At 45.0% G+C, this 17,220-nt stretch carries 14 protein-coding genes; 13 read left to right on the top strand and 1 reads right to left on the bottom strand.

The window, feature by feature from the left end; all coding sequences use genetic code 11:
* Window positions 1-19 precede the first annotated feature (19 nt).
* Entirely contained in the window at window positions 20-2,833 is a 2,814-nt protein-coding gene (gene barA / locus OCU90_RS14705) for a two-component sensor histidine kinase BarA (protein WP_004735388.1), read from the bottom strand.
* A 165-nt stretch (window positions 2,834-2,998) separates the two neighbouring features.
* Here barA and rlmD point away from each other — a divergent pair, with 165 nt between their 5' ends.
* The 13 genes from rlmD (at window position 2,999) to rpoS (ending at window position 17,214) form a co-directional block, all read left to right on the top strand.
* Window positions 2,999-4,318 (top strand): 23S rRNA (uracil(1939)-C(5))-methyltransferase RlmD, encoded by a 1,320-nt coding sequence (gene rlmD / locus OCU90_RS14700; RefSeq protein ID WP_061022535.1) that lies wholly within the window; start codon window positions 2,999-3,001, stop codon window positions 4,316-4,318.
* A 136-nt stretch (window positions 4,319-4,454) separates the two neighbouring features.
* The gene (gene relA, locus OCU90_RS14695; RefSeq protein ID WP_061022533.1) at window positions 4,455-6,680 is read left to right on the top strand and encodes a GTP diphosphokinase; all 2,226 of its coding nucleotides are present in this window, start codon (window positions 4,455-4,457) and stop codon (window positions 6,678-6,680) included.
* 245 nt (window positions 6,681-6,925) lie between these two features.
* The gene (gene mazG / locus OCU90_RS14690) at window positions 6,926-7,741 is read left to right on the top strand and encodes a nucleoside triphosphate pyrophosphohydrolase (RefSeq protein WP_004735391.1); all 816 of its coding nucleotides are present in this window, start codon (window positions 6,926-6,928) and stop codon (window positions 7,739-7,741) included.
* A 132-nt stretch (window positions 7,742-7,873) separates the two neighbouring features.
* The gene (locus OCU90_RS14685; protein WP_004735392.1) at window positions 7,874-9,514 is read left to right on the top strand and encodes a CTP synthase; all 1,641 of its coding nucleotides are present in this window, start codon (window positions 7,874-7,876) and stop codon (window positions 9,512-9,514) included.
* A gap of 81 nt (window positions 9,515-9,595) precedes the next feature.
* Window positions 9,596-10,894 (top strand): phosphopyruvate hydratase, encoded by a 1,299-nt coding sequence (gene eno / locus OCU90_RS14680; protein WP_004735393.1) that lies wholly within the window; start codon window positions 9,596-9,598, stop codon window positions 10,892-10,894.
* Window positions 10,895-11,205: 311 nt separating this feature from the next.
* Window positions 11,206-11,487, top strand: a complete 282-nt coding sequence (ftsB, locus tag OCU90_RS14675; protein WP_004735394.1) for a cell division protein FtsB — start codon at window positions 11,206-11,208, stop codon at window positions 11,485-11,487.
* The gene (gene ispD, locus OCU90_RS14670; RefSeq protein ID WP_061022530.1) at window positions 11,487-12,188 is read left to right on the top strand and encodes a 2-C-methyl-D-erythritol 4-phosphate cytidylyltransferase; all 702 of its coding nucleotides are present in this window, start codon (window positions 11,487-11,489) and stop codon (window positions 12,186-12,188) included. The genes ftsB and ispD overlap by 1 nt, the downstream gene beginning before the upstream one ends.
* Window positions 12,189-12,190: 2 nt before the next feature.
* Entirely contained in the window at window positions 12,191-12,670 is a 480-nt protein-coding gene (ispF, locus tag OCU90_RS14665; protein ID WP_004735397.1) for a 2-C-methyl-D-erythritol 2,4-cyclodiphosphate synthase, read from the top strand.
* Window positions 12,671-12,692: 22 nt separating this feature from the next.
* Window positions 12,693-13,739 (top strand): tRNA pseudouridine(13) synthase TruD, encoded by a 1,047-nt coding sequence (gene truD / locus OCU90_RS14660; protein WP_029405999.1) that lies wholly within the window; start codon window positions 12,693-12,695, stop codon window positions 13,737-13,739.
* Between the two features lie 76 nt (window positions 13,740-13,815).
* On the top strand, window positions 13,816-14,559 hold the full coding sequence (surE, locus tag OCU90_RS14655; protein ID WP_016795280.1) for a 5'/3'-nucleotidase SurE: 744 nt from the start codon (window positions 13,816-13,818) through the stop codon (window positions 14,557-14,559).
* Window positions 14,560-15,186: a protein-L-isoaspartate(D-aspartate) O-methyltransferase gene (locus OCU90_RS14650; protein ID WP_061022528.1), complete on the top strand. Its 627-nt coding sequence runs from the start codon at window positions 14,560-14,562 to the stop codon at window positions 15,184-15,186.
* Window positions 15,187-15,220: 34 nt separating this feature from the next.
* Entirely contained in the window at window positions 15,221-16,135 is a 915-nt protein-coding gene (gene nlpD / locus OCU90_RS14645) for a murein hydrolase activator NlpD (protein ID WP_029222472.1), read from the top strand.
* Window positions 16,136-16,233: 98 nt separating this feature from the next.
* Window positions 16,234-17,214, top strand: coding sequence for an RNA polymerase sigma factor RpoS (gene rpoS, locus OCU90_RS14640; RefSeq protein ID WP_054541876.1), 981 nt, complete (start codon window positions 16,234-16,236; stop codon window positions 17,212-17,214).
* Window positions 17,215-17,220 lie beyond the last annotated feature (6 nt).

Below are 17,220 nucleotides of genomic sequence, written 5' to 3'. Positions count from 1 at the left end.
TGTGGGTAAGAAATGTTCGCTAGGTCTTGGCTGGTTTCAAATAATGAATCGCGGTTGCTTGAACCTTATCTAATTCATCCTGAAGTTCAAAAAGCTCCGGTTCAATGTCTTCAACGGAAGTGCCGGAACGCAGCTCTTTCTCTATCGTCGCACACACCGACTTCAGCCTTGGTACACCGCTGTATGAGCTGCTGCCATGCATCTTGTGGATGATGTGTGTCAGTGCTTCTACGGGGTAGTCACTGTCTTCGATCGCTTTCTCTGCGGCTTCATAAACCTCAGGAATAAAGTCGACTAGCATTTGCAGCATATCGCGTGCGAGGTCTTCTTTGTTGGCGGCTTGCTTCATAGCTGCTTGCCAATCAATGATGATATTCTTATGCACGTTAGCCTCAGAATCTGAAACTGAGCTATTGTCTACTTCCGCAGAGACTGCCGGGTGGGCTGGGTCTATTTTTTCAATGTGCTCAACCTCAGAGGTAGGGCTCCAATGAATCAGAACCTGCTGTAACACGTGCTCTTCAATCGGTTTGGTTAGGTAGTCATCCATGCCGGCTTCAAGCAGACGGTCCCGTTCGCCAACCATCGCGTGTGCTGTGACGGCAATGACGGGGGTATTCGCATTATTCGCTAGCTCCTTTATATTCTTACAGGCCGTCACACCATCCATTTGCGGCATTTGGATATCCATGAAGATGATATCAAATGGGGTCTCCTTCGCCTTGTCTATGGCCTTCTGTCCGCTGGTGCAACTGATGACCGTCTCTACACGCTCTTTTAGTAGCGCGGTGATCAATTTAAGGTTTGCTGGGTTGTCGTCGACCGCCAATACAGTGAGCGGCAGCTTCTCTTCTGAGTGCGTTTCAATCGCTGGTGCAATCAAGGTTGGCGCTTGATTAGAGATCAGAGTTTGCAGCAGTTTTTTGCGAGAGAGAGGTTTGGTGATGCATTGGACATCAACCTCTTTCATCAATTGTTCACCCAGAGCTAGCTCAGTACTCGGCGTACCAATAATTACGTTCTGAGCGATTTTCTTCGCGCCAATCGCCCAACCACTCACGGTATCAAATTGATACTCTTGGTTCGCGGCTAGGTTGAGTAGAACGTAGTCATACGAGGTCGACTCGTCAGGCATCACCGAACGATACGTTACCACCAAGCCTTCTTGGGTTAAGATTTGCTGAGTAATCGATGCCGCTTGCATGTTTGGCTCGATAAGCAGCAGCTGCTTGTCTTGCAGGCACTGAGTCTCAATCAGCTCAGTCATCGGCATATCAGTCGTTGATAGTCTCAAAGTAAACCAGAAGGTTGAACCTTGGTGTAGGCGACTGGTCAGGCTGATCTCACCGCCCATTTGGCTGACCAGTTTTTGGGTGATAACTAGGCCTAGCCCCGTACCGCCATAACGACGAGAGATGCTTGCGTCGGCTTGGCTGAAGGCTTGGAATAGCTGAGCTTGTTGACGCTCAGAGATACCAATACCTGTATCGCGAACCATGAATTGCAACTCGATGCTGTCTTCGCTTTGTGAACGAAGTTCAACACTGATATCAATGTTGCCACGTTCAGTAAACTTGATTGAGTTACCAACGAGGTTGGTTAGGATCTGCTGAATACGCAGTGGGTCACCAACAACGCCTGGTGGCACTTTCGGGTCTATCTTAAGTGTTAACTCTAGGCCTTTCTCATGGGCGTTGGTCGCTTGAAGGTTCACAACCTCTTCAAGGCTGGCTTGGAACTCGAATGGGATGTTCTCGAGCGCTAATTTACCGGCTTCCAGTTTCGAGAAATCAAGAATGTCGTTGATGATACTGAGTAGATTATTTGCTGAACGTTCAATGGTTTGCAAGTAATCTGTTTGACTGGTCGATAGATGAGTCTTAAGCATTTGACGAGTAAAGCCAATCACACCGTTAAGCGGTGTTCTCAATTCGTGAGACATGTTAGCCAAGAACTCAGATTTAACACGAGCCGCTTCTTGAGCGCGTTTTTTCGCAATGTCTAACTCAACGTTTTGAATCTCTAATTGCTCTAGGGTTTCACGCAGATCAGACGTAGCCTGGTCGATACTGTGCTGCATCTCGACGTGATATTCTGATAGCGATACCGCCATCGCGTTGATACCGTTTTTCAGTGAGTCTAGCTCACCGTGCATTTTGCCTTCGATACGCACATCGAGATGACCACGACGAATTCGGTCGACCATGTTTTTCATGTGTGTGATCGGTTGGGTGACGTCATGCATCAAGCGAAAAGCAAATACACCAGAAAGTCCCAGCCCCAAAATCAACACCAAGAAGGCAGAGAACACTTCTTGATACTGCTGCAATCGAAGTGACGACAAGTCTAACTCTATTGCAATATAGCCGATCGCTTGGTTGGCTTGAGACTGCCCATTGGCTGAGTTTATGTATTGACCTTCAGCGATGATAGGTGTCCGAAGAATCAGCGTATTATCGAGCAGGTTCGATGAGCTTAAATGCGGAATGGGTTTATCTTTCGGATAGGTCAGGCTTTCAAAATCAGGGTGGAAGTTTGAGGTTACAAACAACTCATGACGTTCATCAAACACCGCGATACTGCGCACTAGCTTAGAGTTTTTTCGATGCGCATAGCTAATAAGCTGACGAACAGACTCTCGACTTTCGAGCTTCATGCCTGACTCACTAGCAATTGCCAGCGGTTCAATGATGCTAGTACCAGTATTAACCACTTGGCCCTCAAGGTCTTGATAGCGGTTAAATGAGAAAAATGCACTCAATAGCAACCCAATAATCAAGGTTGGAGCTAGAGTTAAGGTAATTACACGGGCTCTTAAGCCATATCTGGTCATGTTCTTTAATTACATCGAGGTCTGGATATGGGAAAATAACGCACACAATGGCGGTTAAGTGAACGGTAAGCTTAATCAAAGCCGTGACGTTCGACAATGATTCCAAGACATAATAGTGAGTCCTGGATACCAATTACTTATTAAAAGATACATTAGGCACAAGCAATGGCACGTTTTTTCCAACCAAAAAAGAAAACTCAACTCGAGACCAAGCATCAATCGGTTTTGGTTGAACGAATGGATCACAATGGCGCTGGCATCGCTTATCAGAAGAATAAACCTGTTTTCATTGATGGCGCATTGCCCGGTGAGCAGGTGGTTATTCAACTTACTGAGAGCAAAAGTAAGTTTTTGCGAGCAAAACTCATCAAATTACTTAAACCGAGTGAGCTGCGTTTAAAGCCATTCTGTAAGCACTTTAATCAGTGTGGTGGCTGTCACCTTCAACATCTTGGTTACTCTTCTCAGGTTGAGCATAAATCGCAATCTTTGACGCACCTGATGGGCCAATACCAAACGGCTAACACCGAAGTTGTTGAGCCGATTGTGGGTGATGAAACCGGTTATCGACGTCGCGCGCGTATCAGCCTATTTGTTGATAAGAAGACACAGCAGCTTCAGTTCGGTTTCCGTAAGAAACAAAGTAAGCAGATTGAAAACATCACCGATTGTGCCGTGCTAGATCCTCGCCTCAATGTATTGCTGCCGAAACTGAAAAGTTTACTCAATACTTTCAGCAACCTTACGTCTTTAGGACACGTTGAATTGGTGTTGGGCGATACTGGCCCTGTGATGGTTCTGCGTCACCTTAAGCCTTTGGTTGAGAAAGATGAGCAAGCATTGATTGCACTCGCTAAAGCGGAAGGTGCCACGTTGTATACTATGCCTGAAACGGACAAGCTCGTTCGTTTGGTCGGTGATGCGCCAGCTTATAGCGAAACAGGCGTGACTTTACCTTTTGAGCCAAACCACTTTATCCAAGTTAACCAGAAAGTGAACCAGCAAATGGTTGCTCAAGCGATTGAGTGGCTAGAGCCTCAAGCTGATGAGCGAGTGCTCGATCTGTTTTGTGGCTTAGGGAACTTCAGCTTGCCTATTGCACAACAATCTGCGTTTGTAGTGGGTGTTGAAGGTGTCGATGAAATGGTTCAACAGGCCACATCTAACGCAACTTTGAATCAATTGAGTAATACAGAATTCTACCAAGCGAACCTTGAAGAAGAGTTGTCTTCACAGCCTTGGGCAAAAGAAAGATTTGATAAAATCTTACTTGATCCAGCACGTGCTGGAGCGAGTGGGATCGTTGATCAAATTTCAGGGTTAGGTGCGAAGCGTGTGGTTTATGTTTCGTGTAATCCTGCTACTCTAGCTAGAGATTCAGAGAGCTTAGCAAAACAAGGCTATCAACTAGCCAAGCTTGGTATGTTGGACATGTTCCCACACACCAGTCATCTAGAATCGATGGCTCTCTTTATCAAGGCTTAGAGGCCCTTAAACAAGGCTTAAAAATGAATCACAAAGGTGCAGGGAAGCCTGCGCTGATATCAATATGAGTCGAACTAACTTGGAATCAGTTAGTCATATTGAATTGGGTATAAAACATAATAACTAGGAAGGCATGATGGTTGCGGTACGAAGCGCACATTTAAACCCAAGCGAACAGTTTGAGCTAGATAATTGGATTGCGTCATTGAATCAAGACGCAAAAACCTCGAATAAACTGACCAAAGTTTATCGTCACTGTGAAGAGCTATTAAAAGATCATGAGCAAGGCGAACTCTTGCTTTGGCGTGGGCGCGAGATGATTGAAATCTTGGTCACCTTGTCTATGGATCGCGCAACTTTAGTGGCAGCGCAGCTCTTCCCTGTCGTATCAAGCGGTGTTTTTGAGCGTGAAGCGTTTGAAGAAAGTTACGGAAAGGAAACCGTAAAACTGATTGATGGCGTGGAAGAAATGGCGGCTTTGGGTCAGCTAAACGTCACCCTTGAAGGCAGTGCTGCCTCGGGTCAAGTCGATAATGTTCGACGAATGCTGCTTGCGATGGTGGATGACTTCCGCTGCGTCGTCATCAAACTAGCAGAGCGAATTTGCAACCTAATCGAAGTGAAAAAGGCCCCTGATGCTGTGCGCCGTGCGGCAGCAAAAGAGTGTGCCAACATTTATGCTCCTCTAGCAAACCGTTTAGGTATTGGTCAGCTAAAGTGGGAAATTGAAGACTACGCTTTCCGCTACCAACAACCAGATATCTATAAGCAGATTGCTAAACAGTTGTCTGAGCGCCGTATCGTGCGCGAACAATACATCACTGACTTTGTTGACGATTTAACGTCAGAAATGAACCGCTCAAGCATCAATGCTGAAGTCAGCGGTCGACCAAAACACATCTACAGTATTTGGCGTAAAATGCAGAAAAAAGGCTTAGAGTTTGATGAGCTTTTTGATGTGCGTGCGGTGCGTATTATCGCAGACCAACTGCAAGACTGTTATGCCGGTTTAGGTGTGGTTCACACCAAATATAAACACCTCCCAAGTGAATTTGATGATTATGTGGCGAACCCTAAACCCAATGGTTATCAATCGATTCATACCGTCGTTCTTGGCCCTGAAGGCAAGACCATTGAAATTCAGATCCGTACCAAGCAGATGCATGAAGACTCTGAATTGGGCGTTGCTGCGCACTGGAAGTACAAAGAAGGTGCTTCAAGCGGCGTACGCAGTGGCTACGATGAGAAAATCACCTGGCTTCGTAAGCTTATCGACTGGCAAGAAGAGATGTCGGATTCTGGTGAAATGCTGGATGAAGTGCGTAGCCAAGTCTTTGATGACCGTGTTTATGCCTTTACACCTCGTGGTGATGTGGTCGATTTACCAATGGGTGCAACACCGCTGGATTTTGCTTACCACATCCACTCGATGGTTGGACACCGTTGTATCGGTGCCAAAGTAGCAGGTCGAATCGTCCCGTTTACTCATAAGCTGGCGATGGGCGATCAAGTTGAGATCATCACTCAAAAAGAACCGAACCCATCACGTGATTGGTTAAACCCGACCACAGGCTTTGTTCACTCGAGTCGAGCTCGTGCAAAAATTAACGCCTGGTTCCGTGCTCAGAGTTGTGAGAAAAACCTTGAAGCCGGACGAGATATTCTAGAAGTCGAGCTAGGCAGAGTCGGAGCGACGCTGAAAGATGCCGAGCAATACGCGCTGAAACGATTCAACGTCAATACTCCAGATGAACTATATGCGGGTATTGGTAGCGGCGATATGCGTATCAACCAAGTCGTTAATCACATCAATGCTTTGGTCAACAAGCCGACAGCGGAAGAAGAAGATAAAAAAGCGCTCGAAAAGTTGCTTGAGTCTGACAATAAGCCCGCTCATCAGAGTCGTCCGAAAAAGGATGCCGTCGTCGTTGAAGGTGTCGATAACCTAATGACGCACTTAGCTCGTTGTTGCCAGCCAATCCCAGGCGATGTGATCAAAGGTTACATAACTCAAGGTCGCGGTATTTCAGTGCACCGTAGCGATTGCGAACAGTTAAGTGAACTTAACCTACATGCACCCGAACGTATCATCGATACTGTGTGGGGCGATGGTTTTGTCGGCTCGTATATCTTAACACTGCGTGTAGAGGCCCTAGAGCGCACAGGCTTGTTGAAAGACATAACATCCCTGTTCTTGAATGAAAAAGTCAGTGTGACGACAATGAAGAGCCGTATTGACTATAAACGTCAACTGTCGGTGATGGATTTTGATTTGGAAGTGACCAATATTGAAATATTGAGTCGTGTGACAAGTCGAGTAGAGCAAATCAAAGATGTCATGAGTGTAAAACGCCTCGGCTAACTTTCACGTTGCATTAGTCACTTTTACTGCGTTAACTGCGCTTTCTTGTTCCATCACATAGGCGAGCTATGCTCAGGAATCGCGAAAGCTTGTTGCCTTGTTAAAGTAACAACTGCTTAGTGAAAGATGCGTAATTTAGAGAATTAGACAGTATCAACAAAGGTGAGTGGTTTTGGCTGCTCACCTTTTTTAGTTCTAGTGAAGTTTTAAATCTAAAATCAAAGACAGTGAATAGGAAGAAAACGATGAATCACCCGATTGAACAACTTGAACAGATTATGGCTAAGCTGCGCGATCCTGAAGGTGGCTGTCCTTGGGATTTGAAACAAAATTTTGAAACAATTGTGCCTCATACTATCGAAGAGACGTATGAAGTGGTGGACGCGATTCACAACAAAGACTGGCCAAATCTACAAGAAGAGTTGGGCGACCTGCTGTTTCAGGTGATCTTCTACAGCCAACTGGCGAAAGAGCAGGGCCTGTTTGAGTTCTCTGATGTGGTCGACGGTATCAATGAGAAGCTAACGCGCCGCCATCCGCATGTGTTCTCTGATACTGAGTTTGCCAGTGATGAAGAAATTAATGCCAACTGGGAAGCTGAAAAAGCCAAAGAAAAAGCACAGGCAGGCAAAACTCAAGAAAGTATTCTAGACTCAATACCAAACTCTCTACCTGCACTTTCGCGTGCTACAAAGATTCAAAAGCAAGTCGCGAAATTTGGCTTTGATTGGGACTCTATCGGCCCGGTTGCAGATAAGGTTTTAGAGGAAGTTGATGAGGTGCTAGAAGAAGCACTTCAAGTAACGCCAAACGAAGATTTAGTTGAAGAAGAACTGGGTGACTTGTTGTTTGCTACCGTTAATTTAGTGCGACATTTGGGTAAAAATCCAGAAACGGCTCTCAATAAAGCCAATCTGAAATTTTCACGCCGCTTTAAAGGTGTGGAACAAAAAGTTCGTCAGCAAGATAAAATTTTGACCGACTTTTCTCTACAACAGCTTGATTCCATGTGGGATGAAGTCAAAGTGGCGGAGAAAAGATCATCAAAGCTTTTATCATGAATTGATTTGAAGCAAAAAATAAAAAATTGCAGTGTGATAGATTTCACGTTGTGGCGATAAGGGGCTTCTGGTATATTTTCATCCCGTCCAGAAGTAATCCATTTCCCTCATTCAACCAATTTCAGGTTAAACATGACGACAAATTACATTTTTGTTACTGGCGGGGTTGTATCCTCTCTAGGTAAAGGTATTGCAGCAGCATCTCTTGCGGCTATTTTAGAAGCTCGTGGTCTTAAAGTGACTATGATGAAGCTTGACCCTTACATCAACGTTGATCCAGGCACTATGAGCCCGACTCAGCACGGTGAAGTGTTCGTTACGGAAGATGGCGCTGAAACTGACCTTGACCTTGGTCACTATGAGCGATTCATTCGCACCAAGATGACTAAGCGTAACAACTTCACAGCAGGTCGTGTTTATGCTGACGTTCTACGTAATGAACGTCGTGGTGACTACCTAGGTGCAACAATCCAGGTTATTCCTCACATTACTAACTCTATCAAAGAACGCGTAATCTCTGGTGCTAAAGGCCACGATATCGCGCTTGTTGAAGTTGGTGGTACTGTAGGTGATATCGAATCTCTACCATTCATGGAAGCGATTCGTCAGCTAGCAGTAGAACTAGGCCGTGAACGCGCAATGTTCATGCACCTTACTCTAGTGCCATACCTAGCAGCTGCGGGTGAAGTGAAAACTAAGCCAACGCAACACTCTGTAAAAGAGCTACTGTCTATCGGTATTCAACCTGACATCCTAGTTTGTCGTTCAGATCGTGTTATCCCAGCAAACGAACGTAAGAAAATTGCTCTTTTCTGTAATGTACAAGAAAAAGCCGTTATCTCTATGAAAGACGTAGATTCAATCTACAAGATCCCACAATTAATCCGTGCTCAAGGCATTGATGATCTTGTATGTACGCGTTTCGGTATCAATGCACCAGAAGCTGATCTGTCTGAGTGGGAACAAGTAATTTACGAAGAAGCTAACCCAACGGGTGAAGTGACGATTGGTATGGTTGGTAAGTACATTGAACTGCCTGACGCATACAAATCAGTAAATGAAGCGCTGAAACACGCAGGCTTGAAAAATCGCCTAAGTGTCACAATTAAATATGTAGATTCACAAGATGTTGAGTCTAAAGGCACTGAAGTTCTACAAGGCCTAGATGCAATCCTAGTTCCTGGTGGCTTTGGCGATCGTGGTGTGGAAGGTAAGATCCTTGCTGCACAATACGCTCGTGAAAACAAAGTACCTTACTTAGGTATCTGTCTAGGTATGCAAGTTGCTCTTATTGAGTACGCTCGTAACGTTGCGAAAATGGAAGGGGCACACTCTTCTGAATTCTGCAAAGAAACTAAATACCCTGTTGTTGGCCTAATCACTGAGTGGATTGACGGCGAAGGTAAAGTTGAAGAGCGTACTGAAAAATCTGACCTAGGCGGCACAATGCGTCTTGGTTCACAGCTTTGTCACCTAGCGAAAGGGACGAAAGCTTACGAATTATACGGTAGCGCGACGATCCATGAACGTCACCGTCACCGTTACGAAGTGAACAACAATCTTCGTCCACAAATCGAAAAAGCGGGCCTAAAAGTATCGGGTCTATCTGCGGACAAGAAACTGGTTGAAGTTATTGAGAACCCGAACCACCCATGGTTCGTTGCTGCTCAGTTCCACCCAGAGTTCACTTCAACACCTCGCGATGGTCACCCATTGTTTGCAGGTTTCGTTAAAGCGGCTGGTGAATTCCAGCGCGGCGAATTAGAAAAGTAAAAAGGAATCCAGGTAGCTGCGTAAGTTGTGCTGCTACCTTTAAATTTGACATTTATATATTCAACGAGAAGGAAACATTCAATGTCTAAGATCGTTAAAGTTCTAGGTCGTGAAATCATCGATTCACGTGGTAACCCAACTGTAGAAGCTGAAGTACACCTAGAAGGCGGTTTCGTAGGTATGGCTGCTGCTCCATCTGGCGCATCTACTGGTTCTCGCGAAGCTCTTGAGCTACGTGACGGCGACAAATCACGTTTCCTAGGTAAAGGTGTTCTTAAAGCAATTGAAGCTGTAAACGGCCCAATCGCTGACGCTCTAGTTGGTAAAGATGCTAAAGCACAAGCTGACGTTGACCAAGTTATGCTTGATCTAGACGGTACTGAGAACAAGTCTAAGTTTGGCGCTAACGCTATCCTTGCTGTTTCTCTAGCTAACGCAAAAGCGGCTGCTGCTGCTAAAGGCATGCCTCTATACGAGCACATTGCTGAGCTAAACGGCACTGCTGGTCAGTTCTCTATGCCTCTACCTATGATGAACATCATCAACGGTGGCGAGCACGCTGATAACAACGTTGACATCCAAGAGTTCATGATCCAACCAGTTGGCGCTAAAACTCTTAAAGAAGGTCTGCGTATCGGCGCTGAAGTATTCCACAACCTAGCTAAAGTTCTTAAGTCTAAAGGCTACAGCACTGCAGTTGGTGATGAAGGTGGTTTCGCTCCTAACCTTAAATCTAACGCTGAAGCTCTAGAAGTTATCGCAGAAGCTGTTGCAGCTGCTGGTTACGAACTAGGTAAAGACGTTACTCTTGCTATGGACTGTGCAGCATCTGAGTTCTTCGACAAAGAAGCTGGCATCTACAACATGAAGGGCGAAGGTAAAACTTTCACTTCTGAAGAGTTCAACCACTACCTAGCTGAACTAGCTAACAACTTCCCAATCGTTTCTATCGAAGACGGTCTTGACGAGTCAGATTGGGATGGCTTCAAGCACCAAACTGAACTTCTAGGCGACAAGCTTCAAATCGTTGGTGACGATCTTTTCGTTACAAACACTAAGATTCTTGCTGAAGGTATCGAGAAAGGCGTAGCTAACTCTATCCTTATCAAGTTCAACCAAATCGGTTCTCTAACAGAGACTCTAGCTGCTATCAAGATGGCTAAAGACGCTGGCTACACTGCAGTAATCTCTCACCGTTCTGGCGAAACTGAAGATGCAACTATCGCTGATCTAGCGGTAGGTACAGCTGCAGGTCAAATCAAAACTGGTTCTATGAGCCGTTCTGACCGTGTTGCTAAGTACAACCAACTTATCCGTATCGAAGAAGCTCTAGGTTCTAAAGCACCTTTCAACGGTCTTAAAGAAGTTAAAGGTCAATAATTCACTCTTGGTTTTAAACCAACGGAATTGTTAATCTAAACTTTAAATGCCTCGCTTATGCGGGGCATTTTTTTGTCTGTAGAAAAGTGAAATGAAGAAGCTCTAGGCTCTTTATCTCACTTTTTATACTCATAATTTGTCATTCCCTAGACTGACGAAGGAAGACATAGGGAATCTGATCTTGGGTTTCGCATAACAATAATTCCCCGACTTATTGATTCCCTGACACCACATATCTCGCACCAATAAGCGCATTATGGTATATATGTGCCTTATTCTAGTTCCTTCTTTTTCAACCGGCGAAAGGTGTTATGCGAATTTTTGCTTTAGTACTGCTCATAGTGTTTGGCTGGCTACAACACACACTGTGGCTCGGTAAAAATGGTATTTCTGATTACTACGGTGTGAACAACGAAATCCAAGTTCAGCAGCAAGTAAATGAAAAGCTTCATCTTCGCAATGCTGAGATGTTTGCGGAAATCGACGATCTACGCCAAGGCTTAGACGCGATAGAAGAGCGCGCACGTCATGAGCTGGGAATGGTGAAAGAAGGCGAAACGTTTTATCGTATTATTGGTGAGGAATCTCATTAATGTCGAACCAACTTCAAAGCGTTATTGCAGTGGTCCCCGCTGCGGGCGTCGGCAGCCGAATGAAGGCAGACCGTCCCAAGCAATATCTTCAAATTCACGGTAAAACGATTTTAGAGCACACGGTTGAGAAACTGTTGTCTCACCCTCAAGTGTCTAAAATTGTGGTAGCGGTCAGTGACGATGATCCTTACTACCCTGAATTACCGCTTAACCTTAATCCACTGGTGATCAGAGTGTCTGGCGGGACGGAAAGAGCCGACTCGGTGCTTTCTGCTCTGGACTATATTGCCCAACAGCAACTCAATGATTGGGTGATGGTGCATGATGCCGCTAGGCCTTGTATCCAATTGAGCGATATCGACAAACTGATCTCTGGTGCTATGACCCATGATGTTGGTGCGATTTTAGCTGCGCCTGTTCGCGATACAATGAAACGCGGTGCTCAAGGACAAATTGAACACACGGTCGATCGCGTCGATCTCTGGCATGCGCTTACCCCTCAGATGTTCCGATCTAAGCCTTTACGGAAAGTCTTGAGTGAAGCCTTGCAACAAGGCGTTTCGATTACCGATGAGGCCTCTGCGTTTGAGTGGAAAGGTTTATCACCAGCATTGATTGGTGGGCGTTCAGATAATTTTAAGATTACTCAGCCTGAAGATTTAGCTTTGGCTGAGTTCTATTTAAGTCAGAATAAGGAATAATGATGATTCGTATTGGCCATGGCTTTGATGTACACAAATTTGGTGGTGAAGGCCCGGTAATTATTGGTGGCGTGAGTGTCCCTTATGAACAGGGTCTTATCGCACACTCAGACGGTGATGTTGCCCTGCACGCATTATGCGATGCTTTACTGGGTTCAATTGCAGCGGGTGATATTGGTCGTCATTTCCCTGATACGGATGATGAGTGGAAAGGCGCAGATAGCCGCGAATTGCTTAAAGATGTTTACCGTCGAGTAAAAGAGCAAGGTTATGTGATTGGTAATGCGGATATTACTATCATGGCGCAAGCTCCAAAGATGGCTCCTCATATAGACTCTATGTGCCAAGCTATTGCTCAAGATTTAGAAACAAGCATTAGCAATGTGAATGTAAAAGCCACGACTACCGAGCGTTTAGGTTTTACAGGTCGCAAAGAGGGCATCGCATGTGAAGCGGTGGTCCTAATTACTAAAAGTGCGTAAGCACCAACACGAAAAGAACAGCATGTCAGATATTTTATCTTCATTGGCTTACCTAAACGGTAAACCAACTGCGAAAGCAAAACTAAAAGCAAAAGCCGAACACTTTGTCGTTAATGAAGACTTGGGTTTTGAGTTTACTGGTGAAGGCGAGCACTTAATGGTGCGTATTCGTAAAACTGGTGAGAACACGAGCTTCGTAGCAAACGAACTGGCTAAAGCGTGTGGTGTTAAGTCGAAAGATGTGAGCTGGGCTGGTTTGAAAGACCGTCATGCTGTGACTGAGCAGTGGTTAAGCGTGCACTTACCAAAGGGTGAACCTGACTTTTCTGCTTTTCTCGCACAATACCCAAGCATTGAGATCTTGGCGACAGCACGTCACAACAAAAAGTTACGTCCAGGCGATTTAATTGGCAACCAATTCGAGCTAACTTTGTCTGAAGTAACGGATTGTGATGATGTGGTAAAGCGTTTAGAAAAAGTCGCTCAAGTGGGCGTGCCAAATTATTTCGGTGCTCAGCGCTTTGGTAATGAAGGTAACAACTTATCTGAAGCTCGTCGTTGGGGTCGTGAAAACGTTCGTACGCGTAATCAGAATAAGCGCAGCTTGTATCTTTCTGCGGCTCGTTCTTGGATTTACAACTTAATTCTTTCTGACCGTATTGAGCAAGATGCGTTTGCGTCGGTATTGGTTGGCGATATTGTCGTGAAAGACGGCGCTCAATTAGCGGTAACAGCGGATAACATCGAAGCGGTAAACCAAGACATCGCGAACGGCTCTGCGTTTATTACTGTTGCTTTAGCTGGAGATAATGCGTTACCGACGACGGATGCCTCTCAAGCTTTAGAGCAGAAACACCTTGATGCTGAACCGGATCTAATGGCTCTGATTTGTGGCAACCGTATGCGCCATGATCGCCGTGAAGCTTCGTTGAAGCCGATGGGTTTAGCGTGGGAAGTTAACGAAGACAATGTCACTCTTAAGTTCTCTCTCGATGCAGGTTGTTTCGCAACCGCTATTGTTCGTGAATTGGTTGAAGAAGTTCACGTAGAGAGAAGCTACGAGCAATAACGATTCTGCTTGGAGCGAAGTCACTTGATATCGGAAATTAAGTGACTTGGCATTGGAACAAAAGAAAGGATACAAGATGAAGATTTTACTCAGCAACGATGATGGTGTGCACGCTCAAGGTATTCATGAGCTGGCCAATGAATTACGTGATCTTGCTGAAATTATCATTGTTGCACCTGACCGTAATCGCTCGGGCGCTTCAAATTCATTAACTTTAGAACAGCCTTTACGTGTTCAAGAAATTACCGAAAATACATATTCGGTACAAGGAACACCGACCGACTGTGTACATTTTGCGTTAAATGAACTGCTAAAGAATGATATGCCTGATCTGGTATTAACGGGTATTAATCATGGTGCTAACTTGGGTGACGATGTGCTTTACTCAGGCACAGTGGCAGCCGCAATGGAAGGGCATTTTTTAGGCGTTCAATCGGTGGCGTTTTCTCTGGTGGGTAAAAAACATTTTAAGACAGCGGCGGCCATTGCTCGTCGTATCGTCGAACAACATTTAGTAAACCCAATCCCAACCAATCGCCTGTTAAACGTCAATATCCCTGATTTAGCTTTAGAGCAGCTGTCTGGTACTCAGGTGACACGCTTAGGTGCTCGTCATCATGCTGAAGATATGATTAAGCAAAAAGACCCACGAGGTCATGATATTTATTGGCTTGGTCCTCCGGGAAAAGAACAAGATGCCGGTGAAGGCACGGATTTTTACGCTATCGAGCATGGCTTTGTATCGGTAACACCATTACAAGTTGACCTGACTGCCCACGAGTCGTTGGGTGCGATGACAACATGGTTAGAGGAGAAGTAAGTGAGTAATCCGCATGCAGAGCGCTTAATTACTTTTCTGATTGAAAATGGCATTCAGGATCAAAAGGTTCTTGATGCTATTTATCAACTGCCGAGAGAGAGCTTTTTATCACAGGCGATGTATCATCAAGCTTATGATAATAATGCGCTTCCTATCGGACAAGGCCAGACGATTTCTCAGCCGTACATTGTCGCTAAGATGACAGAGTTGCTAGAATTACAGCAAAATAGCCGTGTTTTAGAAATCGGCACGGGTTCTGGCTATCAAACGGCGGTCTTGGCTCAACTGGTTGATCATGTTTATTCGGTTGAAAGAATTAAATCATTGCAATGGGATGCTAAACGTCGTCTCAAACAGCTCGATTTCTACAACATATCAACCAAACATGGTGATGGTTGGCAAGGTTGGGCAGCAAAGGCGCCTTTTGATGCCATTATTGTAACAGCAGCAGCGGAGTCGATCCCTCAAGCGCTTTTGCAACAGCTGAAAGATGGTGGTCGCTTATTGATTCCTGTCGGTGATGACGAACAGCAATTGTTGAAGATTGTTCGCCATGGTGACGAGTTTTTATCGAGTGTTATCGAGATGGTGAGATTTGTACCTCTCGTCCCTGGTGAGCTAGCTTAATAAAAGACTAATGGTGTAGGTGGATAGAGAGTCGATGCGTTCGAAGTTGTTAAAAGGAAGTACTTTATTGCTTAGTTGTGCACTTGTTGGGTGTGCGGCGAATTCACCTGCGCCTGTTTCAAGCCTAAACAAGAATTACTCATCGATTGATCGTGGTAGTTATCGCGGCAGTTACTATGAAGTAAAAAAAGGCGACACCCTTTACTTCATTGCTTATGTCACCAATAAAGACGTTAAAGACCTCATCGGTTATAACAAACTCGCTGCTCCTTACACTATCCACCCGGGGCAGAAGCTTAAGTTGTGGCGCCCGAGTTACAATGCGCCAGCGTATGGTAAATCAACAGTAGCGGTTGCAGCCGTTGCTGCGCCTGTCGCGGCATCCACAACTTCATCTGCGGCAAGTAAACCGAAAACTACGCCACAGAAGAGTAAAAACTCTAAACCTGCTCCAGCTCAAACTACCACCAAAGTGGTTAAAAAAGATCCACCAAAGAAGGTTGAACAATCCAAATCAAAGGAGTATGTTGGTTCTAAAGGTAAACAGAATGTTACACCGTCCACCAAACCAACAAGTGATAAAGTATCCAAATGGTTATGGCCAACTAAAGGGAGAGTAATCAAGAATTTCTCTGTAGGCGAACAAGGAAATAAAGGCATCGACATAGCAGGACAGCGAGGTCAGCCTATAGTATCTACTGCAGGGGGAACGGTTGTTTATTCGGGTAATGCACTACGAGGCTACGGCAATCTAGTGATTGTGAAGCACAATGATAATTACTTAAGTGCATACGCGCATAACGACCGACTATTAGTATCTGAAGGGCAAAGTGTGAAACCAGGGCAGAAGATTGCAACTATGGGAAGCTCTGGAGCCAGCAGTGTTAGGCTGCACTTTGAGATTCGTTACCAAGGTAAATCGGTTAATCCAAAACGATATTTACCTTAAATACAATATGCAAAAATTACGTATTGTATGGAGTGACATAGTCATTTAGCGACATATCAAGTTGTGATGTCATGCTAATTTCGCCAGGGGGAGGCGTTATGAGTATAAGCAATGCAGTAACCAAAGAAGAGTTCGATCTTAACCAAGCAACCACGGAACCGGAAGCTCTTGGAAAAGCAAAACGAACAGTCAAAAAGAAAACCGAAGCGAAAGAAGAAGTCGAAGTTACGTCTAAAAGTTTAGATGCTACTCAACTCTACTTAGGCGAAATCGGTTTCTCACCACTATTAACCGCTGAAGAAGAAGTGCTTTATGCACGTCGAGCTCTACGCGGTGATGAAGCAGCACGTAAGCGCATGATCGAAAGTAACCTGCGTTTGGTGGTAAAAATTTCTCGTCGTTATAGCAACCGTGGTCTTGCACTTCTCGATCTTATTGAAGAAGGCAACCTAGGCTTGATTCGCGCCGTAGAGAAGTTTGATCCAGAGCGTGGCTTCCGTTTCTCAACTTACGCGACATGGTGGATTCGTCAAACCATTGAACGTGCGCTAATGAATCAGACTCGCACTATCCGTTTGCCAATTCATGTTGTGAAAGAGCTGAATATCTACCTGCGTACGGCACGAGAGTTATCACAAAAACTTGACCACGAACCAACGGCAGAAGAAATTGCTTCTAAGCTAGATAAGCCAGTCGGTGATGTGAGTAAGATGCTTCGTCTAAACGAAAGAGTGAGCTCCGTTGATACGCCTATCGGTGGTGATGGTGAGAAAGCGCTACTGGATATTATTCCTGACATCAATAACTCAGATCCTGAGGTTTCAACTCAAGATAGCGATATTAAAAACTCGTTGATTTTCTGGCTTGATGAGCTGAATCCTAAGCAGAAAGAGGTGCTTGCGCGTCGCTTTGGATTACTTGGCTATGAACCATCAACACTAGAAGAAGTAGGCCGTGAAATTAGCCTAACTCGTGAACGTGTTCGCCAAATCCAAGTTGAAGGTCTTCGTCGTTTACGTGAGATTCTAATCAAGCAAGGTCTGAATATGGAAAATCTGTTCAACGTAGAAAATGAATAAATGAAC

The organism is Vibrio splendidus, from assembly GCF_024347615.1.
Lineage (GTDB): Bacteria > Pseudomonadota > Gammaproteobacteria > Enterobacterales > Vibrionaceae > Vibrio > Vibrio splendidus.
This window is presented reverse-complemented; position numbering and strand designations above follow the sequence as displayed.